General features: G+C 39.4%; 19 protein-coding genes, 2 pseudogenes, 1 riboswitch and 1 other annotated feature. Of the genes and pseudogenes, 14 read left to right on the plus strand and 7 right to left on the minus strand.

Going from position 1 to position 22,117, the window contains the following annotated elements:
• Positions 1-159: 159 nt before the first annotated feature.
• The 5 genes from NYF15_RS20960 to NYF15_RS20980 all read left to right on the plus strand — a co-directional run bounded on the left by NYF15_RS20960 (position 160) and on the right by NYF15_RS20980 (position 8,036).
• Positions 160-1,335 (plus strand): efflux RND transporter periplasmic adaptor subunit, encoded by a 1,176-nt coding sequence (locus NYF15_RS20960; RefSeq protein ID WP_130150931.1) that lies wholly within the window; start codon positions 160-162, stop codon positions 1,333-1,335.
• 9 nt (positions 1,336-1,344) lie between these two features.
• Positions 1,345-4,482 carry an efflux RND transporter permease subunit gene (locus NYF15_RS20965; RefSeq protein ID WP_371354575.1) on the plus strand — a complete coding sequence of 1,046 codons (3,138 nt, stop codon included), beginning with the start codon at positions 1,345-1,347 and terminating at the stop codon, positions 4,480-4,482.
• Between the two features lie 122 nt (positions 4,483-4,604).
• A riboswitch (cyclic di-GMP riboswitch) is annotated at positions 4,605-4,695 on the plus strand.
• A gap of 113 nt (positions 4,696-4,808) precedes the next feature.
• Entirely contained in the window at positions 4,809-5,378 is a 570-nt protein-coding gene (locus NYF15_RS20970) for a hypothetical protein (protein ID WP_062567491.1), read from the plus strand.
• Between the two features lie 109 nt (positions 5,379-5,487).
• A complete protein-coding gene (locus tag NYF15_RS20975) occupies positions 5,488-7,563 on the plus strand; it encodes a S9 family peptidase (RefSeq protein ID WP_371354576.1) in 2,076 nt (691 codons plus the stop codon).
• Positions 7,564-7,619: 56 nt separating this feature from the next.
• Positions 7,620-8,036 (plus strand): hypothetical protein, encoded by a 417-nt coding sequence (locus NYF15_RS20980; RefSeq protein ID WP_371354577.1) that lies wholly within the window; start codon positions 7,620-7,622, stop codon positions 8,034-8,036.
• 57 nt (positions 8,037-8,093) lie between these two features.
• On the opposite strand, the gene NYF15_RS20985 is transcribed toward NYF15_RS20980, so the two are convergent.
• Complete coding sequence (locus NYF15_RS20985) at positions 8,094-8,825, minus strand: LytTR family transcriptional regulator DNA-binding domain-containing protein (protein WP_371354578.1); 732 nt, start codon at positions 8,823-8,825, stop codon at positions 8,094-8,096.
• Between the two features lie 216 nt (positions 8,826-9,041).
• Here NYF15_RS20985 and NYF15_RS20990 point away from each other — a divergent pair, with 216 nt between their 5' ends.
• On the plus strand, positions 9,042-11,891 hold the full coding sequence (locus tag NYF15_RS20990) for a TonB-dependent receptor domain-containing protein (protein ID WP_371354579.1): 2,850 nt from the start codon (positions 9,042-9,044) through the stop codon (positions 11,889-11,891).
• Positions 11,892-12,367: 476 nt separating this feature from the next.
• Here NYF15_RS20990 and NYF15_RS20995 read toward each other — a convergent pair whose 3' ends face one another.
• Positions 12,368-12,841 (minus strand): Dps family protein, encoded by a 474-nt coding sequence (locus NYF15_RS20995; RefSeq protein WP_062567494.1) that lies wholly within the window; start codon positions 12,839-12,841, stop codon positions 12,368-12,370.
• A gap of 372 nt (positions 12,842-13,213) precedes the next feature.
• On the opposite strand from NYF15_RS20995, the gene NYF15_RS21000 reads away from it, so the two are divergent.
• Positions 13,214-13,423, plus strand: coding sequence for a hypothetical protein (locus NYF15_RS21000; RefSeq protein WP_130150938.1), 210 nt, complete (start codon positions 13,214-13,216; stop codon positions 13,421-13,423).
• Between the two features lie 7 nt (positions 13,424-13,430).
• On the opposite strand, the gene NYF15_RS21005 is transcribed toward NYF15_RS21000, so the two are convergent.
• Entirely contained in the window at positions 13,431-14,033 is a 603-nt protein-coding gene (locus NYF15_RS21005; protein WP_237120242.1) for an alpha/beta hydrolase, read from the minus strand.
• Positions 14,034-14,041: 8 nt separating this feature from the next.
• Positions 14,042-14,578, minus strand: coding sequence for a YaeQ family protein (locus tag NYF15_RS21010; RefSeq protein ID WP_130150940.1), 537 nt, complete (start codon positions 14,576-14,578; stop codon positions 14,042-14,044).
• A 311-nt stretch (positions 14,579-14,889) separates the two neighbouring features.
• Between NYF15_RS21010 and NYF15_RS21015 the strand changes: the two genes are divergently transcribed.
• On the plus strand, positions 14,890-16,071 hold the full coding sequence (locus NYF15_RS21015) for a tyrosine-type recombinase/integrase (protein WP_371354580.1): 1,182 nt from the start codon (positions 14,890-14,892) through the stop codon (positions 16,069-16,071).
• On the opposite strand, the gene NYF15_RS21020 is transcribed toward NYF15_RS21015, so the two are convergent.
• A complete protein-coding gene (locus NYF15_RS21020; RefSeq protein ID WP_371354581.1) occupies positions 16,054-16,911 on the minus strand; it encodes a hypothetical protein in 858 nt (285 codons plus the stop codon). The genes NYF15_RS21015 and NYF15_RS21020 overlap by 18 nt on opposite strands.
• Before the next feature lie 405 nt (positions 16,912-17,316).
• Between NYF15_RS21020 and NYF15_RS21025 the strand changes: the two genes are divergently transcribed.
• Positions 17,317-18,000 carry an inovirus Gp2 family protein gene (locus NYF15_RS21025; RefSeq protein ID WP_371354582.1) on the plus strand — a complete coding sequence of 228 codons (684 nt, stop codon included), beginning with the start codon at positions 17,317-17,319 and terminating at the stop codon, positions 17,998-18,000.
• Between the two features lie 67 nt (positions 18,001-18,067).
• Here NYF15_RS21025 and radC read toward each other — a convergent pair whose 3' ends face one another.
• Positions 18,068-18,562, minus strand: coding sequence for a DNA repair protein RadC (gene radC / locus NYF15_RS21030; RefSeq protein WP_371354583.1), 495 nt, complete (start codon positions 18,560-18,562; stop codon positions 18,068-18,070).
• A 129-nt stretch (positions 18,563-18,691) separates the two neighbouring features.
• On the opposite strand from radC, the gene NYF15_RS21035 reads away from it, so the two are divergent.
• The 4 genes and pseudogenes from NYF15_RS21035 to NYF15_RS21050 all read left to right on the plus strand — a co-directional run.
• Complete coding sequence (locus NYF15_RS21035) at positions 18,692-18,868, plus strand: AlpA family transcriptional regulator (RefSeq protein WP_371354584.1); 177 nt, start codon at positions 18,692-18,694, stop codon at positions 18,866-18,868.
• Positions 18,869-19,040: 172 nt separating this feature from the next.
• Positions 19,041-19,373 carry a hypothetical protein gene (locus NYF15_RS21040; RefSeq protein WP_371354585.1) on the plus strand — a complete coding sequence of 111 codons (333 nt, stop codon included), beginning with the start codon at positions 19,041-19,043 and terminating at the stop codon, positions 19,371-19,373.
• Positions 19,374-19,385: 12 nt separating this feature from the next.
• A pseudogene (locus NYF15_RS21045) lies at positions 19,386-20,605 on the plus strand (IS3 family transposase).
• Positions 19,664-19,780: a sequence feature (AL1L pseudoknot), on the plus strand. It overlaps the preceding pseudogene by 117 nt.
• A gap of 37 nt (positions 20,606-20,642) precedes the next feature.
• Positions 20,643-21,053, plus strand: a pseudogene (locus NYF15_RS21050) (transposase); the annotation flags it as partial.
• On the opposite strand, the gene NYF15_RS21055 reads toward NYF15_RS21050, so the two are convergent.
• Complete coding sequence (locus NYF15_RS21055; RefSeq protein WP_371354586.1) at positions 21,042-21,776, minus strand: hypothetical protein; 735 nt, start codon at positions 21,774-21,776, stop codon at positions 21,042-21,044. The pseudogene NYF15_RS21050 and the gene NYF15_RS21055 sit on opposite strands and share 12 nt — an antisense overlap.
• Positions 21,777-21,935: 159 nt before the next feature.
• Between NYF15_RS21055 and NYF15_RS21060 the strand changes: the two genes are divergently transcribed.
• A complete protein-coding gene (locus tag NYF15_RS21060) occupies positions 21,936-22,082 on the plus strand; it encodes a hypothetical protein (protein ID WP_371354587.1) in 147 nt (48 codons plus the stop codon).
• Positions 22,083-22,117: the final 35 nt, after the last annotated feature.

Consider the following 22,117-nt stretch of genomic DNA (forward strand, 5'->3'; position numbering starts at 1 on the left):
AATGCCATGAAAAGTTGAGAGTTTTATTTAGTAACAAATTATTTTTAGCTGCTGATGGTGTATTTGGCTCTTTTTGTAACAGTTACTTACAAATGTCACATTAATGTTTCTGTCAGCTTTGGTATGATAAGGGCAGTAAAAATTTAAAAGGTGTAAGTTATGCGCACGAATGTATTGAAATGGATGTTACCATTTGCTGCTTTAGCCCTTGGTATTGCTGGCTTTGTAGGTATTAATGCTATTGCCCAAGAGCCACAAGATAAAGAGGTGGTTGACTCTAGACCTCTTGTTAGAGTGGAAACTATCTCAAGTGATGACCATCAAGTTATTATTAACAGTTATGGTGAGGTTAGGCCGCTCGAAAGTACTTTGCTTGCATCTCAAGTTGCGGGTGAAGTCACAAGCTGGCATCCAAATTTTGTTGCGGGTGGCATTGTTGCTCGCGGTGAAGTGCTATTCACGATTGAAAAAGACAATTACGAGGCGGCCGTTTTACAAGCTGAAGCTTCATTGGCGAGTGCTCAAGCTGCATTAATTGAAGAGCAAGCGCAAGCAAAGGTAGCGCTTGATGAAGCCAAGCGTTATCCAGAACGTGAGCGTACTGACTTATTCCTACGAAAACCACAAGTTTTAAGTGCGCAAGCTGCGGTTAAATCGGCTCAAGCTGCACTGAAACGTGCAGAGCGAGACTTAGCTCGATGCGAAGTAAAAGCACCTTATGATGCGTTAGTGATAAGCCGTGAAATTGGTGTGGGTCAATATATTAATGTGGGCAATCAGGTTGCCGAGCTAAACAATATTGAAAGTGCTGAAATTATTGTGCCTATCGCAGGATTCGACAGCGTGTTCTTACCTAAACGTATTAAAGGCATTAAGGCCACGATTATCAATAAAGGCTTAAATAGCTTTACCCGTGAGGCGGTGGTGGACCGTGACTTGGGTGTCGTTGATAACGCAACACGTATGAGTAACTTGGTTGTTCGTGTCGATGACCCATATGGTTTAAAGCATGATGTACAACCCATTAAATTTGGCGCTTATGTGCAGGTTAATTTTGCCGGCGCCACATTGCAAAATATCTATCGCCTACCGCAATCATTGGTAAACAATCAAACTGTTTGGGTGGTTAACGATGAACAAAAATTAGAGCCGCGTAAAGTGACTGTAGTTCGCGAAGAAGGTGAATATTTTTATATTAGCGATGGCTTAAATATTGATGATCAGCTTGTACTGACACTGCCTGAGTACCCGCAAGCGGGTATGGAAGTAAAAGTAGCCGGTATGCAAGAAATGACAAGCGATGCAGGTGAAACTGCTGCTGTCGAAAAGCTGTAAGGTGGCTGTATGAGTGATACAACAACACAGAAGCAGTCTGGTTTAATCGCCTATTTTGCTAATAACTCGGTCGCTGCAAACTTAATGATGTTTTTTATCCTTGCTATGGGGATACTAAGCTACTTTACCATTCAGCGTCAGATGTTTCCGAATATTGAGATCAATTATATTGAGGTGCAAGCTAATTACCCTGGGGCCTCACCACAAGAAATTGAAGAAAGTATTCTGATTAAAATTGAAGAGTCGCTCAAAGATGTGACCGAAATTAAACGTGGTGTTTACCGCGCATTTCGTAACAATGGGCGTGCTAGCTTAGAAATTAATACCGATGCAGAATTAACCGACGTTCTTGATAAAGTAAAACTTCGCGTTGACGGAATTGCGACCTTTCCTGCGGGGATGGAGCCGGTGACTATTAGTCAGGTTGAGTTTCGTCAAGATGTTATTGGGATGACATTAGTCGGTGATGTGCCACTCACAGAATTAAAGCCAATAGCTAATCAAATTGAAGATGAGTTATTGCAGTTATCAAATGTGTCTTTGGTGCAAAATGATGTGCCGCTTGATGAAATTGCAATTGAAATTGATCCAGATTCTCTGCGCCAATATAACTTAACATTAAGCGATGTTGCTAATGCTGTACGTCGCTACTCAGCGAATATTTCAGCAGGTCAATTACGCACTGATGCAGGGATTATTTCTGTACGTGTTGAAAACCAATATTACAGTGGTGATGAGTTCCGTCAAATCCCTGTAAAGGTGGGAGCTAACGGTGCGAAAGTCTTGTTACAAGACATTGCTGTTATAAAAGATCAGTTCACAGAGGGTGAGCGTTACTTTAAATTCAATGGCGAAAATGCAGTGTATTTATCGGTTAAAGCTACGAAAGAGCAAAATATGATCCCCGTTGCGGACTCGGTGAAAGCATACATAGATAAAAAGAACAAAGAGCTGCCTGTGGGTTTACGTCTAGAGCCACTAATGGACATGACGTATTACTTGAATGCGCGTTTAGACATGATGAAAAGTAACCTTTTTCAAGGTGCTATCTTAGTGGCTATCATGTTGTCTATCTTCTTGCGATTTAAACTAGCTCTTTGGGTAATGATTGGTTTACCAATTTGTTTCTTAGGTGCAATGATGATGATGCCTGTTTTTGGTATCACTATTAACATTGTATCTCTATTTGCGTTCATTATGGTGCTGGGGATTGTCGTTGACGATGCAATTGTCATAGGGGAAAGTGCCTACACTGAGATAGAGAAAAAAGGAGGCGGCGTCGTTAACGTTGTGAACGGTGCCAAACGTGTAGCAACTCCGGCAACGTTTGGGGTATTAACGACGATTGCTGTATTTGCGCCATTTACTTTATCAAGTGGCCCAGAAAGTGCTTTTTTCTACGGTATCGCGGTCGTTGTTATTTTATGTCTGGTATTTAGTTTAATAGAATCAAAGCTTATTTTACCTGCGCACATTGCCCATACTCACTTTCCACCTATCAATCCTGAGAGTTGGCGAGCACGTTTTAACAAGCGCTTCTTTAATTTTGTGAATGGCCCGTATAAACGCTTTATTGAGCGTTGTGTTGAATGGCGTTGGTTAGTGTTATTCTCATTTATTGGCCTTTTGATTTTGACATTCGCTTTAATTTCGTCAAATCAAGTACGTGTTGTACCAACACCAAAAGTACCGCATGACTTTCCGCAAATTAATTTGGAAATGAATGAAAATGCGTCTGATATACAGACCATTGAAGCAATTCGTGAAATTGAAGCCATGGTTAAAAAGGTTGATCAAGAGACAGAACGTGAGTTTGGTCACACATTATTACGTGATATTTTGGTCTTTAACCAAGGGCGTACTGAAGCACAAATTTTAGCACCATTGGTAGATGAGGACTTGCGTCCATATAATGCTTTTGAGCTATCGCGACGTTGGCGTGAGCAGATGCCAAACATTGCTGGTGTTAAATCATTGCAAATCTACGACGATGTAAATGGTGGCGGCAATGATGGCGAGTTTGGATACCTGCTTTATGGGCCCGATGTTGATACTTTAAATGATGCGGGTCGTCGCTTTATTCAGTTGCTGCAACAGCAAAAAGGCTTATTTGATATTAGCTCGACAATTGACCCTGCTAGTAAAGAAGTCCAACTTAGCTTAAAACCTGTTGCTTACGATTTAGGTTTAGACCTTGCTACAATTGCTAATCAAGTTGGTGCAAGCTTCTACGGCGGAGAAGCGCAGCGTGTAATTCGTCGTGGTGAAGAAGTACGTGTAATGGTGCGTTACCCTAAATTAACGCGCGAAGCATTTGCTTCTTTAAAACATGCGGTAGTGACGACACCTGCTGGCAAAGAAGTACTGCTTGGTGATGTAGTTGAACTAACTGAAAAGCCAGGGATTAGTTATATTCGCCGTGAAGGTGGCTATCGCACTGTGTATATCTACGGCAGCATTGACGAAGAAACCATAGAACCAGGTGAAGTGGTCAAGCAGGTCGACGATGTACTACTGCCACAGCTCAAAGAAGAATTTCCATCAGTGAAAACTGAATTAGGCGGTGCTATTGAAGAGCAGCAAGCACAGGCGAATGAGCAATTAATGTTTTTCGCTGCGGGGATGTTCTTAGTGTATATCTTACTTGCGGTGCCACTAAAAAGTTATTCACAACCATTGATCGTTATGTCGGTGATTCCGTTTAGCTTGACCGGTGCTATTTGGGGGCATTATTGGTTTGATTTAGATATTAGCTTAATGTCAGGCTTTGGCTTAATTGCTGCTGCTGGGGTGGTGATCAATGACTCTTTAGTTATGACTGACTTTGTGAACCAAGCTCGACGAGAGGGAATGTCAACTCGCCAAGCTGTTATTGAAGCAGGTTGTGCACGCTTTAGAGCAATAACCTTAACGTCAATTACAACCTTTGCTGGCGTACTTCCTATTATGTTTGAAACAAGCTTGCAGGCAAGGTTTGTTATTCCTATGGCAGTGGCCCTTGGTTTTGCAGTGATGTTTGCAACTCTCATTACATTGGTACTTGTTCCTTGTCTGTATATCGTGATGAGTGATGTAGGCCATGTGTTCTTACGCTTTTTCCGTTCAATGAAAGAGCTCATACCAAATCGACGTGCGGTAAGAGATTAATAACTAAGCCAACCTTCGGGTTGGCTTTTTATAGCTTATTTGTGACTAGTAATTGCTTGTTATGCATATCTTTCGGTTACATTCTTTTGTTTGATTTGTTTTCAACTGAGGATTATACTCATTTCAGTTTTTGGCAAACTAACCGAAAGGTTAGGACGCAAAGTTTCCGGTCTAAGGTTTTGATTACAACACTATGATAGCGGGGCCGCTGAAAAGCGCACATTCTTCGTGCTTTGGATCTATTGCCTCAAACTAAAATTGTTTTTATTTTGTACGGCTGTTATTGGATAGTACCTACTAGCTGTTCTTAGGGTGTTACTTTGTTTATGCATATGTCACTGGCTTCTGGAAAGTGGTTGCCGATAGGTTGCTTAAATCATCATACTCAGCTTTTTGTTGGGGATAAGGTGGTCGTGACTTTTTATGATGCACAAGGTGAGTTAGCTGATTTGTCATTTCAGTACCCTATCACTAGCTCTGATGAGGGTGAGCCTCATAATTGGCCTCGTTCAATTGCTGAGCATATAAATGTACACATGCCCATGATTCGAGCAGGAAAAATAACAGAGCAGGGTCTCATCGTTGCATATCGGCTCAATCAGATTTATGCCTTAGAAAGCACGGGTATAACCCATGTAAAAGTGGCATTTAACTGTATTGCGAAGTGCGAAAAGCAAATAAAGGATAAAAATCAAGAGTATGATTATGTTTATCCGCAAGCATGCAATGCTTACAGCTCAGGTGTAAAAGTATTACAACCAAAGACAGGCCATATTTATATGTGTAAACCTTGGCCGTATACAGAGTTTTGTCGTGTGAAAGAATCACATAACCCACTCTATGAACCTGGTGTGGGTAAAAGTTGGCCCATGGCATGGCAGCAAGTATCACATTGATAGTTTCCCCCTAAATGCTATTTAGCATTGTTTGGCCCACTCAATTTGAGTGGGCTTTTTTATTTCTGTGTTAGACTCGGGTCATTCGTTTTTAATCGTGGTTTTTCCTGTGTCGCAAAATTCTTATTCTTTGTCTTTATTAACGCCTACCCCTGTAGCTAAAAAACAACCTCATCAACTAACAGCTCATCAATTAACTCGTACTGATAATTACTACTGGATGCGTGATGATGAGCGCGAGAATGTAGACGTGTTGGCACATTTACATGCAGAAAATGAATATTGTGAAAAACAGCTTGCCAGTATTAAACCGCTACGAGAAGTATTATTTAACGAACTAAAAGAGCGGATAGTTAAGGATGATAATACCTTTCCTGTAAAGGATGGCCTGTTCTGGTATCACTCAGAAGTTCGTGGTGATGATGAATATGCGCGCCATTATCGAAGTAGTTCACTCGAAGCCCACGACAAGCAGTTATTGTTAGATGTAAACCAATTAGCCAGTGATTACGAATTTTATGAACTAGGTGAAGTCGCAATTAGTCCTGATGAGCAATTACTTGCTTATTCTGAAGATACCGAAGGCCGCCGTATTTACACCGCGCGTTTTAAAAATATTGCCAGTGGCGAAGTATTCAGCGATGTACTTGAAAACACGGAAGGGCAAATTGTTTGGGCTAACGACAGTAAAACAGTCTTTTATGTCAAAAAAGATCTACAAACTTTATTGGGTTTTCAGGTGTATCGCCATGTGTTAGGTACCCCACAAGCAGATGATGTTTTAGTGTATGAAGAACAGGATAAAAGCTTTTTTCTGGGGCTTGGTAAGAGTCGAGATGAAAGCTTAATTATTATTGATTTAGCTACGACTGAAACGAACGATACTTGGGTACTTGACGCTAACAATCCCGAGGGGGAGTTCAGTGCGTTAATGCCGCGTGAAGAAGGCCATGAGTTTGACGTTGATAAGCTTGGCGATACTTTTTATATAGTCACAAATTGGCAAGCCAAAAACTTCCGTTTAATGACTGCCACAACCGACACAATTGCTACAAAAGAACAGTGGCAGGAGCATACTGCGCACCGTCATAATGTGCTATTGGAAGGGGTCGAAATATTCAATGACTATCTTGTTTTAACTGAGCGAGAGCTTGGTCAAACCCGCTTTGTGGTTGTTGATAAGCAGGAAGAGCGACTCACATTAGAGTTTGATGACCCTTGTTATTATGCCGCAATAGCGATGAACCCTGAGCCTAACACTCGCTTTGCACGTATTTATTACTCAAGTCTAACAACACCAGGTTCATTGTATGATGTTGATTTAAAAACGGGCAACAAAACGTTATTAAAACAACAGCAAGTACTTGGTGAATTTGACCCAGAGCACTATCGTTCAGAACGACTAATGATCACCGTAAGAGATGGTGAGCAAGTACCAGTGTCATTGGTGTATCGTATTGATAAATTTAATCAAGATGGCTCTAACCCTTTGTTGCAATATGGGTATGGTGCTTATGGCGTTACCACGGATCCGAGTTTTTCTAGTTGTTTATTGAGCCTGCTTGACCGTGGTTTTGTTTATGCCATTGCCCATATTCGTGGCGGTGAAATGCTAGGTCGTCATTGGTATGAACAAGGTAAAAAACAGCATAAACAAAATAGCTTTAACGATTTTATTGATGTTACTCGCTCACTCACTGAGCAAGGCTATGCACATCCACAGAAGGTGTTTGCCTCAGGGGGAAGTGCTGGCGGTTTATTAATGGGGGCTGTGGTAAATCAAGCACCAGAGCTTTATTTAGGCGTGGGCTGTCACGTACCTTTTTTAGATGTGCTGACAACCATGCTTGATGAGAGTATTCCCCTTACAACAAATGAGTATGATGAGTGGGGTAACCCAAATGATCCCGACTTTTACGAGGTCATTAACGCTTATTCCCCATACGATAATATTACGGCTCAAGCCTACCCAAATATATTAGTAACAACGGGTTTTCATGACTCGCAAGTACAATACTGGGAGCCGATGAAATGGGTTGCGAAATTGCGCGAAATAAAAACAGACGACAATATTGTTGTGTTTAAAACGGATATGGATGCCGGACACGGAGGCGCTTCTGGACGCTTTAAAAGCCTGGAAGAAAAAGCGCTTGAGATGGCCTTTTTTATGGCTCTATTAGGTTGAAAATAACCATTTTAAAGCTAATATTACCTTAAATGTAGTAAGAGTGATGTTTGGTTATGTTTAAGCCCCATGGGGAGTGGTTTTATAAAATAAGCCCTCCTTGCGTATTTATTGAGTTTAGAGGCTGTGTTAATAAAGAGGCGTTTGTTGACTTCACGAATAAAATAGCAGACGAAATAACAGGCAACTCAATAAAAAACCTTCATCATTTAATTATAAACGTTAAGCAGTTTGAATTAGCCACAGCAGAAAGCGTTCATATAGCAAAAGCTTATTTTGAAACGGTTAAATCACGTGGCTATAAACAAGTTGATTATGTGGCGCCTAATAGTGTGGCTCAAAGTTTGATAGAGTCTGTGTGGAAAGACAGTGGACTCAGGGTGACCTTTCATAAAGATATAAATAGCTTCCTTGAAATTAATCCGCAGTGTGAAGAAATGCGAGCTTGGTTAGAGTCAGCAACAAAACTATAAGCTTGCCCATTTTGGCTTTTATTTAATGAGCTTGCAAAGTACCTAGTGGGTTATTGCTCAGATCCCTAAAATACCTTCTAGATTCATTTTAAAACGGCGCGATAAATTTAAAATCGCATTGCTTTTTAAAATGACTTTATAATCACCACAGTCGGTCGGTATCAACTCACTGATTGCTTTTTTACGAACTAAAGTAGAGCGATGAATACGAATAAACCCCTTACTTGCCAGCTTCTCTGTTAAGTTTTTCATCGTTTCGCGGTGTAATATTGGGCGAGGACTATCTTGGCAATGTAACTCTACATAGTTACCAGCCCCATTTATCCATACGATTTCTTCAATATCTACGAGCCTCACTTTGCCTACATCCCGAACGATTAAATGAGAGTTTTCTTGTTCTTCTAAGTGCCTTTGATGATGTGCGTTGACAAGCGGACACAAGTGAATAAGCTTTTCAAAACATTGGTTTATACGCATAGAATTTGCAGTCGTAAGTATAAAGTCAATAGCGCCTATTTCATAAGCTAAGTTCGCTAATTGCGCTGAGTCAGCAACAATAACGAGCTTTAAATGCTTGGCTAGCTCCGTTAGTTGTAGCAACTCAAGTGAAATAGGTGACGAGTTAAGTTGATAAAACGCAACGTGAGTATTTTCAAAATTAAAGTTACTAATGTTATTAATAACAGTGACGGCGTTAAAGCTATGATGCCGTGTTATTGCGCTTTCAAGCACTTGTGCAAATTGCGGCTCAGTTATATTTATTATGCTGTTAAATAAAATGCTTTGCATTGTAGCTCCGAATGTAGCGTACCTGTTAAAAACAATAAGACCGTGTCTGTTCCTATTTTCTATTCAAATTATTTTACAATTTAGTTATCCCTCAAAATATTCCACTTATCCCTAATTTTAATCCGCTTACAAAATGCAGCTATCTGAAATGCATAAAGCCAAATAGTGTGGCGAGCTGTAACTAAGTGGTTACAAATAATTTTCAGGGGAATTACCATGATAAAAAACGAAAAAAATCCACGTCCATTATTTGTCTATTCTGCAATTGCGATGGCAATGATGGGAGGCGTGTCGGTAAATGCGGTGGCACAGGATGAAGGTGTCGAAAAAGTAGAGCGAATTGAGGTGACAGGTTCTCGTATAAAACGAGCCGATGTTGAAGGTGCGTCCCCTGTGACATCAATTGGGCGTGTGGCGATTGAATCATCGGGTGTACAAAATATTGGTGAGCTACTACAGACGGTAGCGCAAGCTGATTTATCGGGCTTAACGCAACTTACAAATAATACAAATGGTAATGATGGCTCACAGACTATTTCACTGCGAAATTTAGGAGATAATCGCACGCTAGTTCTAGTTGATGGTCGACGTTTTCTAGCTCTTGGTGGAGGGCAAGTCGATATATCTCAGATTCCAATTGCAATTGTTGAACGTGTCGATATTCTGACTGATGGTGCTTCTGCAGTATACGGCTCAGATGCTATTTCTGGTGTGGTAAACATTATTACAAAAAATGGCTTCGAAGGGGTTAGTTTAGATGTCACTGTTGGTGCAAATTTGGAAGGAGATGGAGAGCACAAACAAGCTGGTATTTCGATTGGTACGATAAAAGATAAAACATCTTTATTCTTAAACATCTCAAAGTCAGAAGAAAAAGAAATTAGTGCTGGCGATCGAGATATTTCACAATACCCTGTTGCTCATATACCAGCAGAGCGAGGAAGTGCATTTGGGCTTTTTGGTATATTTAACACTTCCGATGGCTTTGTTTCTCTGAACCCCGATCGAGAGGGCCCAGGGCTACGAACTGCAGCAGATTTTGAACCATTTGGTACTAAGCATCGCTATAATTTTGCGCCCACGAATTACTTAAAGACACCTTCAGATCGTTTTAATGTATTTGCAAAAGTAAACCATGAATTTAGTGACGAGCTTAGAGGTTTTATTGATTTTACTTATAATCAACGCAAGTCTGTAACTCAAATAGCTGCAGTGCCACTAACTGCAGGATTTGCAGGGCCTCAGTGGGAAATCCCATTTAGCAAAGATAGTATATATAACCCATTCGGTGAGGATTTATCGTCTTTTGGCTTTCGTACTTTACCAATAGGTCCTCGTACTAGTATACAAGACTATGACACTTATTTTATTACAGGTGGTTTTGAAGGCGAGTTTGAATTTGCTGATCGTAGTTTTATTTGGGATGTTTCGATGTCTCGTGGGGATTCAAGCCGTAATGAGCATGGTGAAAACTTTGTTAACTTACAAAACCTTCGTAATGCGGTTGGACCTTCATTCATTGAAGGTGGTATTGCTCAATGTGGTACTCCAGATAATGTTATTGCGGGTTGCGTACCGTTAAATATTTTTAATGGTGAAACAGGTTTCACTGAAGAGATGGCTCGCTATATTGGTTATGAGTTCAATGAGCAAGTGCGCACGGGAGCTACTAACTTCGCAGCAAATATTTCAGGTGACTTGTTTGAATTACCTGCTGGCTGGCTAGCATTTGCTGCTGGGGTTGAGCGACGTGTCAATACATTCAGTGATAGCCCTGACTCACTAGTAGCTGCTGGTTTAAGCTCAAACAACTTCCGTGAGCCTACTAGTGGTAAGCAAACAGCAGAAGAAGCTTACTTTGAATTTGTAGTCCCAGTTTTAGCTGACTTACCTGGTGTCGAACGTCTTGAGGTTAGCGTTGCTGGTCGTTTTTCTGATTTCGAAAATAGTGGTCTTGTAGGCACGCAATCTGTTGATTCTGATTTTGATAATGAAAGCTTTAAAGTAGGTTTTACATGGCGTGTATATGAAGACTTGATGCTGCGTGGTAATTACGCTGATACATTTAGAGCCCCTTCTATAAATAACTTGTTTGCAGGTGGTGGTGAAGGCTTCCCATCAGTGCAAGACCCTTGTAACACTACCCAATTTGGCTTGCAATCTGCTGCAACTCAAGCTCGCTGTATGGCTGATAATGTTCCTAGTGGAGGCTCTATTCAGCCAACTGGGCAACTGAGAGAGTTGAATGGTGGTAATGTAAATTTACAACCTGAAGAAGGAAACACTGTAACCTTTGGATTTGTTTATAATCCAAGTTGGTTAGAAGGATTTGATATTAGTGTTGATTATTACAAAATTGAACTAGAAGAAGCGCTATCAACGTTAGATGCAGGTGATATGCTTACACGATGCTATGTTCAAAATGATGAGAATTTCTGTGGGTTTGTTGAAAGGCGTGAGGATGGGCGAGTAGAAACTGTCCGAACTTCACAGTTTAACTTAGCTCAATTGGAGGTTGAAGGTTACGACTTCAATGCAAATTACCGCTTTGATACTCATGACTTCGGTAGTTTTGCGATGCGATTAACAGGTTCTTATACTGATAAATATCGTTTTGCAGGTGAAGATGAGCGAATCAGTGATGTAGATAATCAAGTGGCAGCTATTGATAGTGATATCTTGCGTTGGCGTGGAACCTTCAATACGACATGGACTTATAATGATTTATCTGTCACTTGGGGTATGCGATATACTAGCGATATTACTGAAAGCTGTTCCATACCAGAAGATTTTGTTGAGCGAGGCATCGCGACAAGGGAGCTATGTAATCAGCGCGGTAGAACAAGTGAAGACAATCCAAATGGCCTAAATCATGTGGGTAGCGTAACGTACCATGATTTATCTGCGAGCTATGCATTGCCATGGCAAGCTAGTGTTCGTGTAGGTATGCGAAATATATTTCGTAAAGATCCTCCAGTAGCATTGAACCCATTCGCTAATTCATTTTACTCAGTTCATGATATCCCAGGTGGTACTTGGTTTATGAACTATAAACAAGACTTCTAAAGTTGTTGAAGGCCTCAAAAATAGAGGCCTTTTTAATATTTATAGGTCAGTTTAAAAATCTAATTTGTATTAAATAAGTGATTTAATGCCACTTATACCAATAAAAACGCCACTGATAACAGTGGCGTTGTTGTATCGAATAAGAGGCTTTAATGTAGATCATGAATCGCTTGTTGTTTAACGATTTTCCCTACGTAAAGCCCTCTTTCGAGGGCTTTTTATTTGCTCAAAGATTTATCATTTCGACTCTATAAATATTCATATTTACAAGTTATTTGGTCATCCAGTTGGATTTAAAAAAGGATATAGCGAGCAGGCTAAAATACACTTTATGAATGCAAACCCGTTAAGCCCAATAAAAACGCCACTAATAACAGTGGCGTTGTTGTATGGATACTCAGAGTCTAATGTAGAAAATGAGTTATTCGTTATTTAACTATATTTCCTACGCAAGCCCTCCTAGAGGGCTTTTATATTTAACCTAAGTAAGATTTTAGCATCCAAACTAGTTTCTCTTGCTCTTTAATGTAGTCACTCATCAGCGCCGCAGAGCCTTCATCGTCAGCATCACCTGCTTGAGATAAAATATCGCGTTGCATTTGGATGAGTGTACTGTAGCCTGCTAATAAGTTTTCTACTGCAGCAGTGCCTTCAGTAATATTTTTTGCTTCGCTTATCTTACTTGCTTCAATGTACTCTGAAAATGCGTGTACTGGTGTGCCGCCTAAAGTCAGAATACGCTCCGCAATTTCATCAACTTTTTCAAGTAATAAGTTATAAATCTCTTCAAATTTAAGGTGTAATTCAAAAAAGTTACGACCTTTGATATTCCAATGAAAGCCACGTGCGTTCATGTATTGAATTTGGTAGCAGCTTAATAAAGAGTTTAGTGATTTTACGATATCTTCACTTTTTGCGCTGTTTAAACCAATTGCATTTACCTGTGACATAGATTGCTCCTTAAAAATAGCTGTTAATATTTTACTTTACTTGCTAGTGCGTGAGATTAAGTATTAGCCATTTCCAGTAATCTGTAAAATGGTTTAATTCGAACATGGTGATAGTTTAAACCTATCGGTGGCTGTTTTAGTTAATTTTCACACTATCAATATAAGATTGGATGACCTATTACATAGGTTCGGGGCGAGAGAGCAAAAAATCTACCTAAAAGCGTGATTATTTTAAAATAAGGCAGATAACATGATCTAAAACAAGGTTTAGATTGGCAAGCAACTAGGCTGATTTAGAAATTGATTTAGGTCAAAAAAACAACATTTCAGAAGCGCATAATGAGTTTACCGCATTTATTTAGGAGAAGAAAAATGGACGGTAAAACAGCGAAAGAAAACAAAGCTGAAATAGTGGTTGTAGTGATTGCATTACTTGCTTTTGTTATTGGTTTAGTAGGGCATTTAGCAGGTGCTAGCTTTGCAAATTTTGATACCTTTGGCTATATCGCTGCGCCTATCCCACTTATTCTGGGTATTATCGTACTGATTTCATACAAAGTGGCAGCAAGTGCTGAAAAATAAGGCGCAACTAGTCTTTGTTGATAAGCTTTATAATGTAATCCATCACTTGGCGTGAGTAGATCATACTGGTGTGACTTAAATGAAACACCTTGTGCTCTGCCATGCCATTGAGCTTGGTTTCATCTATTAGCACTGTGCCATCGGAGACACTGCCTTTAGAAATTAATGGCATGAGTCCTATAGGTAAATCCCCAGCGATACTGTAAAGCTTCGCCTTAAATGGCCAGTCGCCGTTTTCAGACAATAAAAACTCGACACTATTTTTAAGTAGCATATCGAATCCTTTTTGCTGTATCTGTTTAGCAATATGACTGCCTTTGTGTGGAGTGCCGAGCGTAATAACTTTTTCTACATACTTGCTTTGCGAAGAATTCGCTTCAAGGTAAGCGCGTGCAACGAGCCCCCCCAAAGAGTGACACACCATGGCTGTTGGTTTGTCGCCAATGAAGTGATCAATTTTATCAAAAATAGCCGCTCTATTAGGGGATAGCGTGTTGTAGGTCAAATTAAGTATTTTTAACCCAGACTTTTCAAGGCGTGTACACAAGGGGCGCATGACAAAACCTGACATATAAAGTCCATGTAACACTACAACTTGTCTAATTGCCATCGCATACCTTACATTAATTGCTGAGGTTTAATTTCAATATTTGCTGTATCTGAGCTTACCCACACCTCGCCATCTTGAATAGTGATTGTGAGCTTAATATTGCGATCTGCCAGTGCAGCTAATGCTTGAGTCGCTGCATAATCGAGACTAAAAATACGCAAGTTTTTAAAATCATACAACTTAGGTTGATGTTTTTGCCACCAAATAGTTTGATTATTCTCGCCGTAAGTATACAAAACAACCTGTTTGGCTTTATTACAGGCTTTTTTCAAGCGCTTTTCATCTGGTAAGCCGAGCTCAATCCAAAGCTCAATTTCTTCGCTGTAGTTTACGTGCCAAAGTTCGGGTTCATCATCAGCGCATAAGCCTTTAGTGAACTCTAAACCTTCACGCGCATTTAGTGCAAAAGCGAGTAGGCGGATCATCAGCCTTTGCTCGGTCTCTGATGGATGCTGTGCAAGGGTTAGATTGAAATCTTGATAAAGGTGGCGATCCATATCGCTTAGCGATATTTGCGCTTTGATAATAGTTGATTTAAGAGCCATAACTGCTTACTTGAAAAAATTTGCGTCATTATAGCGCAATTCCAAGCTGAGCCAGTTAAAATAGCATGCAATTTATTTTTTAGGAGTAAAATATGGCCATCCAGTGGTTCCCAGGTCACTAGTATTGCCTTCCGCCTTTATTCGCCGTTTTCTTACCTGTCATTTAAAATCAATTGTTTATACTTGTTTTTTTCCGCTGTCTTCCATTGTTTGATTGTTGAATCCAAGTCATCCAGTACCCCGCTCAGTACCCCCATCAATAAAAATACTATATACTCATGTTATTCATTAAATGTATAAGAGTGCGTCATATGCGCTTGACTGATCGCAAGATAAAATCAATAACTGCTACCGGCAAAGAACAAACTTTTTCTGACGGTAATTGCTTAATATTACGTGTAAGAGCTAATGGCACTAAGTCTTGGCGATTTAAATATACAGTTAATAAAAAGGTTACCAAACTATCTTTAGGAAGCTACCCAGCAGTAACACTTGCGGTAGCAAGAGATATAGCAATGCACTATATACAACTTTTAGCTAAAGGTGTTGATCCCAAGGAGTATGAAAGCACAAAGAAGTTAGAGCTAACGAGGAAAAAGGCAAATACATTTTTGGCAGTTGCAGAATCTTGGTATGAGCGGAAAAAGCCGACGGTGACAGCTCAACACGCAGCTCGGGAATGGCGGACCCTAGAGATGTATATATTCCCAAAAATGCAAAATATGCCTTTAGAAAGCATTACAGCAATTGATACTATTGAAATACTTAGACCGCTTGAGTCTGATGGTAAGCACTCAACAATTAAGCGAATTTGCCAGAGCCTAAATCAGATCATGGATTACGCGGTAAATCATGGTGTAATCAATGCCAATCCACTAGCAAAAATCATAAAAGTATTTACTAAGAATACGGTAGAGCATATGGCTACAATAAGGCCTGAAGAGCTACCTGACTTTTTAAGCGCTTTAAATAACTCACAAACAATTCAGAACAAAACTAAACTTTTAATTTTGTGGCAACTGCATACCATGACGCGCTCAAAAGAAGCTGCTAGGGCTAAATGGGAAGATATTCACTTTGATGATAAAGTTTGGATAATTCCAGCTGAAGAAATGAAGCGCAGAAGAACGCATAGAGTACCTTTAACTCCTGCAACGATAGCAATATTAAAGAACATGAAGCCACTCAGCGGGCATCATCAATATATTTTTCCTAATGAACGTGATCCTCATGGCCATGCAAGCACCTATACAGTGAATGCAGCTATAAAACGCAGTTTAGGGTACAAAGATAAGCTGGTGGCTCATGGCCTTCGTTCTGTTGCATCTACGGCGCTTCATGAGCAAGGTTACGATAGTTTGTTAGTTGAAGCTTGCTTAGCTCATGCAGATGAAAATGAGACCAGAGCGGCTTATAACCGCTCGGATTATTTAGAGCAACGCAGACCAATAATGGAGTGGTGGAGTGGCTTTGTCTTACGAAGTTCCTTTTAGTTTTGAATGCGCTTGTTCTATTAAAAGCTCTATTGTTTCATTTAAGTTTAATCGTTCTTTTTTTGAAATTTCTTTAAGCTTAATTTTGATATCTTTTCTGAGCATATAGTTTGATGCAACTCTCTCGGCATTTTCGTTACGATATTTTCTTTGTGAGTTTGCCCTTTTTATCTTGATGAGAAAGTTTTCAGCGTAGTGTTGGTTAGTTGCATAAGGTAATGTATCAAAAAAATATTGAATATACTGAAGCATCCCCTTATTTGAAGTGTCTGTGGCCTTGGGTGCGGCAATGAAGCTGTCTACGGTCCTTATGTCAAATTTTTGATCTATATAATTTATTATCCACTGCATATGTTCGGTATTTTTAAAATTAACCCATTCGGTCTTCTTAGTAAGAGCTTTCGACTCATCTAAGAAACCTTTTATTTCTTGCTCTATGTTTTTTTCAAGTATTATCGGGGGATATCTAGTTGCGAAGGTGTTTGTATTTCTATCTTTGGCTAGCACGAAATCAATTAATGCTAGCAATTGAATATGAGAGTTTTCTGCAAGTATTGTTTTAGGATCGTAATTTTTGTAAACAAGAAATTGAATAAAATTTATTAACCTCTGATTCTTACTGATATTCTCAAGTTCGGGGAGAGATGTTTTGTTTTCTAACCATCGATTGTATACCTCTTCCACAACTTCGAATGTTTTATTTTTTATAAAGTTAATTTTACCTTCCATATCAATACTAGATTTTTCACATAAAAAAGCATGGACAAATGTAATTGCTCTAGAGTTTGTACCTAATAACGCTCTTATACGCTCTTCATCTGTGGGTGGTGTTAGTGCCATATCACTCCGTAACTTTTAAGTGTTTTTTTTGTGTTTTATGTGATTATCTTACATCGAGTTTTAGTGTTTTTATAGACATTTTTTAAATGTTATTAAGTGTGGCTTATAGCGCAGTTATTAGGCTTTATATAGCTTTAACCTTAATTCACAAGTTTTAGTGCGTTCTTTATTACTTCAATCATCAATAACTCAAGAGTTGACTACTTTTTTATTTGAAAGTTTTTGCTGGATTCTTTGAGGTTAGCGCTGTTAAATCATATATAAATTGAAGTATGGAAATGTCGGATAGGTAATATATAGATATAGGTAAATCTAGATAACTAAATTAGTAACTCTGAATAACAGATGTGTATGAAGTTACATGAGTACCTCTTTGTGTAGTTAACTAACCAAGAGAACTCAATAATGAATAAACTCTATACTTACAATCCTGCTTATCAAAAAAGAATTGAACTTGTTTTAGATCATGCGATTTCAAAATATCCTCGCTTAAATGTTTTCAGGTTTGACTTACGTCTTCCAGATTATTATCAGGATACTGATATCCCAAGTCCTCTAGCCAATAATTTAATTTCTAAGTTCTTTGCATCTTTGAAAGCGAAATTGGGTTATGACCTATTAAAGCGAAGGCGCTCAGGTAAAAGAGTCCATGACTCTGAGCTCTACTATGTTTGGGCTAGGGAGGTTGGGGATAAAAAAAATAAAGAGCACTATCACATTGCGATTTTTATTAACAAAGACCGTTTTCACAGCTTAGGTAATTATGATTGTAACTCAGATAGCTTGGCTTCTTTAATTATTCAGGCATGGGCTAGTGCTCTCGGTATCCCTGAATATGAAGCGCAAAGCCTCGTTCATTTCCCTGACAATGCAAGTAACTGGGTTAACAGAAATTCTGAAAAATATCCATCACAAAGGGATATATCAGTATCTCGATTAGACTATTTAGCAAAAAACCAAACAAAAGTGTATGGACTAGGTAAGCGTAATTTTGGGACAAGCCAAGTCCCCAAAAGCTTTACTAATAAAAGAGCGCCCAAAATGGGCGCCAAAACTACTTTATTTCATCTTCATACATTTTTTGAATAATCTTCAAAATCGCAATCGTGTGTATGATGATTCTAATCGTATTGTTATTCAGCAATAAAACCTCCTCTTAGTTAACTATATCAATGTTTAAAAGCCCTTCATGTGCAAATGATACACAGCTTTCCCCTATCACTATGTGGTCCAGTATGGGTACATCAATTAGTGATAATGCTTTTTCCAATTTGTTTGTAATTAACTTATCTGCTTGTGATGGTGTTGGATCGCCGGAAGGGTGATTATGAGCAATAATAATGCTGGCAGCGTTTCTATTTAGTACTGATTTGATCACTTCTCTTGGGTAAACTGATGCAGAATTAATCGTTCCAAAGAAAAGCTCCTCATACTCGATCACCCTATTTTGGCCATCTAAATAGAGTACGGCAAAAACCTCTTTTTCATACGCCCCTAGTTTAGCTTTTAAGAAATCTGTCGCGGTTGAAGGGCTATGAATAGCACCGCGTCTCATATAACGCTGCTGCATTATTTCAGCGGCTCTTTCTAATATTTTATCTTCTAAAAGCTTAAAGTTTGATTCGTATGGTTCTGTTTTAACTAAAGCCATTACCTTTTCCTCTGATGATAATTACATCAGAGTGATATATGCCTTCAATTTTTTGGATTTGGCCACCAGCTTAAAAGTAACTTTCTACATAACTGACATATCTCTTGAACGAATCAAGAGGCAAAAAAAATGCGTTTAATCAAATTAAAAGAAGTAATGGCAAAAACATCATTAGGTCATTCAAGTATCTATAAATTTATTGCTGAGGGTAGCTTTCCAAAGCAAGTATCGTTAGGTGCTAAGTCAGTGGCTTGGGTTGAGTCAGAAGTGGATGAATGGATACTTGATAGAATAAAAAAAAGATAACTTTGAAGTTAAATCATTCATGAGATTAGTTATATTTTAGATATCAATAAATCTAGAGTTGCATTATCGATAAACCTCGTAGCTTTTCTGTTGACCTAGGGGCTATCCCTACTTAGACTGTGAGGAGATCAAGGACGAAACTAGGATATAAAATGAAAAAATCATTATTTCAGTGATGTTATCGGCAGTAGGTGTCGTTGGCTGCTCAAAAGCGGTACCACGATGTGGTGATAGTGAAACTACAGATTTAGTTAAACAAATTGCAAGTCGTGAAATGGGCTATCAGATAGGTAATAAAACAGCAAAGTTGTTATCGTATGAGGTTAGTGCTATCAGGACTACAAGCACAAATGAGCAAACAGGTGCTAATGAATGTGCGGCTGAGCTAGCTTTTGCATATAAAGACAAAAGACCTTTTAAGAAAATATCAGTAATCTATACAGTTGAAGTGACTGATGATAATGAAGTGAATCGCCCCGTGTTTGCCAGAGACTCAATAACTTGAGAAACTGGAACTATGAAAAAATCAAATCGCTATACATCAGAATTTCGTGAACGTGCAATTAGGCTTGTTACTACACAACAGCATGAATACCCCTCTCTTTGGGCTGCGCTAGTATCGATTTCAGATAAACTGGGATGTACTCCAGAAACACTTAGAGCATGGGTTAAGAAATCTCAAACTCAACCGTCTAAACCATCTTCTAACACTCAATCAACTGAAGAACGACTCGCCGCCTTAGAGCGCGAGAATAAAGAGCTCAAGCGAACGAATGATATCCTGAGGCAAGCTGCCGCTTTTTTCGCCCAAGCGGAGCTCGACCGCAAACAGAAGTAAGAGTTGATTTTATTGATGCTTGCCGAGAGCATTACGGTGTCGAGTCAATTTGCAAGGAATTGCTGATTGCACCATCAACGTATTATTCTCATAAACAGATACAAAGAGAGCCTGAACGACTGTCTAACCGCAAAAAACGTGATGCTGAATTGATGATACTCATTCGCGAAGTGTGGGAGGATAATATGTCAGTTTATGGTGCAAGAAAAGTTTGGAAGCAGCTACAGCTTGACGACCATCAAGTCGCCCGCTGTACAGTCGAGCGATTGATGCGAATTATGGGAATTCAAGGTGTTCGTCGGGGTAAAGCACATAAGACAACGATACCTGACGAGCAACAAGATAAGCCACTGGATTTAGTTAATCGTCAATTTACTGCTGAGCAGCCAAATCAACTTTGGGTCGCTGATATCACCTATGTTGCCACATGGAGTGGGTTTGTTTATGTGGCTTTCGTGATAGATGTTTTTTCACGATACATTGTAGGTTGGCGTGTATCAACGACAATGCACACAGAACTTGTTCTTGATGCGTTAGAGCAAGCTATTTGGCACCGTGGCAACCCCGAGGGGTTAATTCACCACAGCGACAGAGGGAGTCAATATTTGTCTATACGATACACTGAGCGACTTGCTGAAGCTGGAATTCAAGCGTCTGTAGGCAGTGTGGGTAACTCTTATGACAATGCATTGGCTGAAACAATAAATGGATTATTTAAAACAGAGGTTATTCGCAGAAATGGCCCGTGGAAGAATGTTGATGCTGTTGAATACGCAACGTTAGAGTGGGTTAATTGGTTTAATAATCAACGCCTATAATCTTCAATTGGGTATATTTCACCAGCTCAATATGAAACAGATTACTATGATAATTTAAGCGAGTCAGGTAAAGTGGCCTGACTTAAACAAACTGGTCTCCGATGAACTCGGGGCGATTCACCAAAAAGCGTTCATGGCTGATTTAAAACCAGTCTACCGTGCAACGACCAAAGATGCCGCAGAAGCAGCCCTAGACGAACTAGATGCTAAATGGGGCAAGCTATATCCTATTGTCATCGAATCTTGGCGTAGAAAGTGGGCTAACTTGTCGGTTTACTTCAAGTATCCAGACTACGTGCGTAAGGCCATTTACACCACCAACGCCACTGAAGCTGTGCATCGCCAGTCTAGGAAGTTAACCAAAACCAAAGGCGCATTTCCAAATGAAAATAGCTTGATGAAATTATTGTATGCGGGCATATTGAATGCTTCGAAGAAATGGACAATGCCAATCCATAGTTGGAATCTGACATTGTCGCAATTAGCCATCCACTTCGAAGGTAGATTAGATGGCGTGCTAGATATTTAGAAATTTAGGCTGACACAGAATTCTGAACGCCCTCTGCTCAGCTTTTCGTAGCTCTACCTCTTTTTTGATTTCAAGCTCTTTAAGCTCAACATCACGCTGGTGAGTGGCTTGAATTGCTTTTTGTTCATCGCTCTTTCTATTCTGCAGTCGCTTTTCAAGTTCATCGAATGCTACAGAGATTTTCTCTTCTACTGTTTTAGCACGCAAAGACTGTATTGCTCGGTTAAATTCTTCATAAGGCATTTTTACAAGAGCATATGCATTTGCTACTCCATCAACATTATACAATTCACGCTTTACTCTCTGCGCACCGGCAACACTAACTTCTTCGACAATTGAATCAATAAGCATATTAATTTGAGTCTCAAGATTTGAATCTAGAGTCTGGTTTTCATATGAACGCTCTTGGCCAGAGATAAGCTGTTTAAAGCTCTTTGCTACATCAAATTTAGCTCTGAGCTCGGCTGCTTTTAATGCAAAAGGAGGTTTGTTTGATGAACCGTATCCAACCCCAAATACACCTGTTGAGTCAGATTGAGGTACATCTAAGTACCAATCTGGAATACTATTAATGAGTTGGTCCATTTTCTCGGTTTTTTTATCAACTTGCTTTTGGTGAGCAACTTCTATCTGTTCAATTTTTTCATGGATACCGTTACTAGAACATGCTGAAACTTTTAGTACAGTGATCGCGATTAATAGGTGACCTTTTAAAGGTTTCATGTATTTCTCCAAATTTGAATTTCAAGAGTAACGATACAGGATGTTTAAAAACGCGCATTTTTAAAAAAACTTAAATTTGATAAATCAGCAGGACAGCATTTATGATCCGTATAACCCCCAAATTTGTGAGGGTTATTGAAGAAACTAAAGGATTTTTGCATGAACAAATTCGCCATATTGTTAGGGTTGTCATTTATTTTGCCCAGTAAAGTAATCGCTGTAACTGGTGGAGGAGACCAAGGCGGCCCAGCATATGAAAGTTGGCAAGGGTTGATTATTAAAGATAAAAATCGTTGCTCTCCGTAGGTTAAGTTGCAGGCTCGACCATTCCGAGAGCGCTA

This window comes from Pseudoalteromonas sp. 68 DY56-GL68, from assembly GCF_041414825.1.
GTDB lineage: Bacteria > Pseudomonadota > Gammaproteobacteria > Enterobacterales > Alteromonadaceae > Pseudoalteromonas.

Coding starts and splice junctions, on each gene's coding strand:
- NYF15_RS20960 (WP_130150931.1), top strand. CDS start 160: ATGCGCACGAATGTATTGAAATGGATGTTACCATTTGCTGCTTTAGCC.
- NYF15_RS20965 (WP_371354575.1), top strand. CDS start 1,345: ATGAGTGATACAACAACACAGAAGCAGTCTGGTTTAATCGCCTATTTT.
- NYF15_RS20970 (WP_062567491.1), top strand. CDS start 4,809: ATGCATATGTCACTGGCTTCTGGAAAGTGGTTGCCGATAGGTTGCTTA.
- NYF15_RS20980 (WP_371354577.1), top strand. CDS start 7,620: ATGTTTAAGCCCCATGGGGAGTGGTTTTATAAAATAAGCCCTCCTTGC.
- NYF15_RS20985 (WP_371354578.1), bottom strand. CDS start 8,825: ATGCAAAGCATTTTATTTAACAGCATAATAAATATAACTGAGCCGCAA.
- NYF15_RS20990 (WP_371354579.1), top strand. CDS start 9,042: ATGATAAAAAACGAAAAAAATCCACGTCCATTATTTGTCTATTCTGCA.
- NYF15_RS20995 (WP_062567494.1), bottom strand. CDS start 12,841: ATGTCACAGGTAAATGCAATTGGTTTAAACAGCGCAAAAAGTGAAGAT.
- NYF15_RS21000 (WP_130150938.1), top strand. CDS start 13,214: ATGGACGGTAAAACAGCGAAAGAAAACAAAGCTGAAATAGTGGTTGTA.
- NYF15_RS21005 (WP_237120242.1), bottom strand. CDS start 14,033: ATGGCAATTAGACAAGTTGTAGTGTTACATGGACTTTATATGTCAGGT.
- NYF15_RS21010 (WP_130150940.1), bottom strand. CDS start 14,578: ATGGCTCTTAAATCAACTATTATCAAAGCGCAAATATCGCTAAGCGAT.
- NYF15_RS21015 (WP_371354580.1), top strand. CDS start 14,890: ATGCGCTTGACTGATCGCAAGATAAAATCAATAACTGCTACCGGCAAA.
- NYF15_RS21020 (WP_371354581.1), bottom strand. CDS start 16,911: ATGGCACTAACACCACCCACAGATGAAGAGCGTATAAGAGCGTTATTA.
- NYF15_RS21025 (WP_371354582.1), top strand. CDS start 17,317: ATGAATAAACTCTATACTTACAATCCTGCTTATCAAAAAAGAATTGAA.
- radC (WP_371354583.1), bottom strand. CDS start 18,562: ATGGCTTTAGTTAAAACAGAACCATACGAATCAAACTTTAAGCTTTTA.
- NYF15_RS21035 (WP_371354584.1), top strand. CDS start 18,692: ATGCGTTTAATCAAATTAAAAGAAGTAATGGCAAAAACATCATTAGGT.
- NYF15_RS21055 (WP_371354586.1), bottom strand. CDS start 21,776: ATGAAACCTTTAAAAGGTCACCTATTAATCGCGATCACTGTACTAAAA.
- NYF15_RS21060 (WP_371354587.1), top strand. CDS start 21,936: ATGAACAAATTCGCCATATTGTTAGGGTTGTCATTTATTTTGCCCAGT.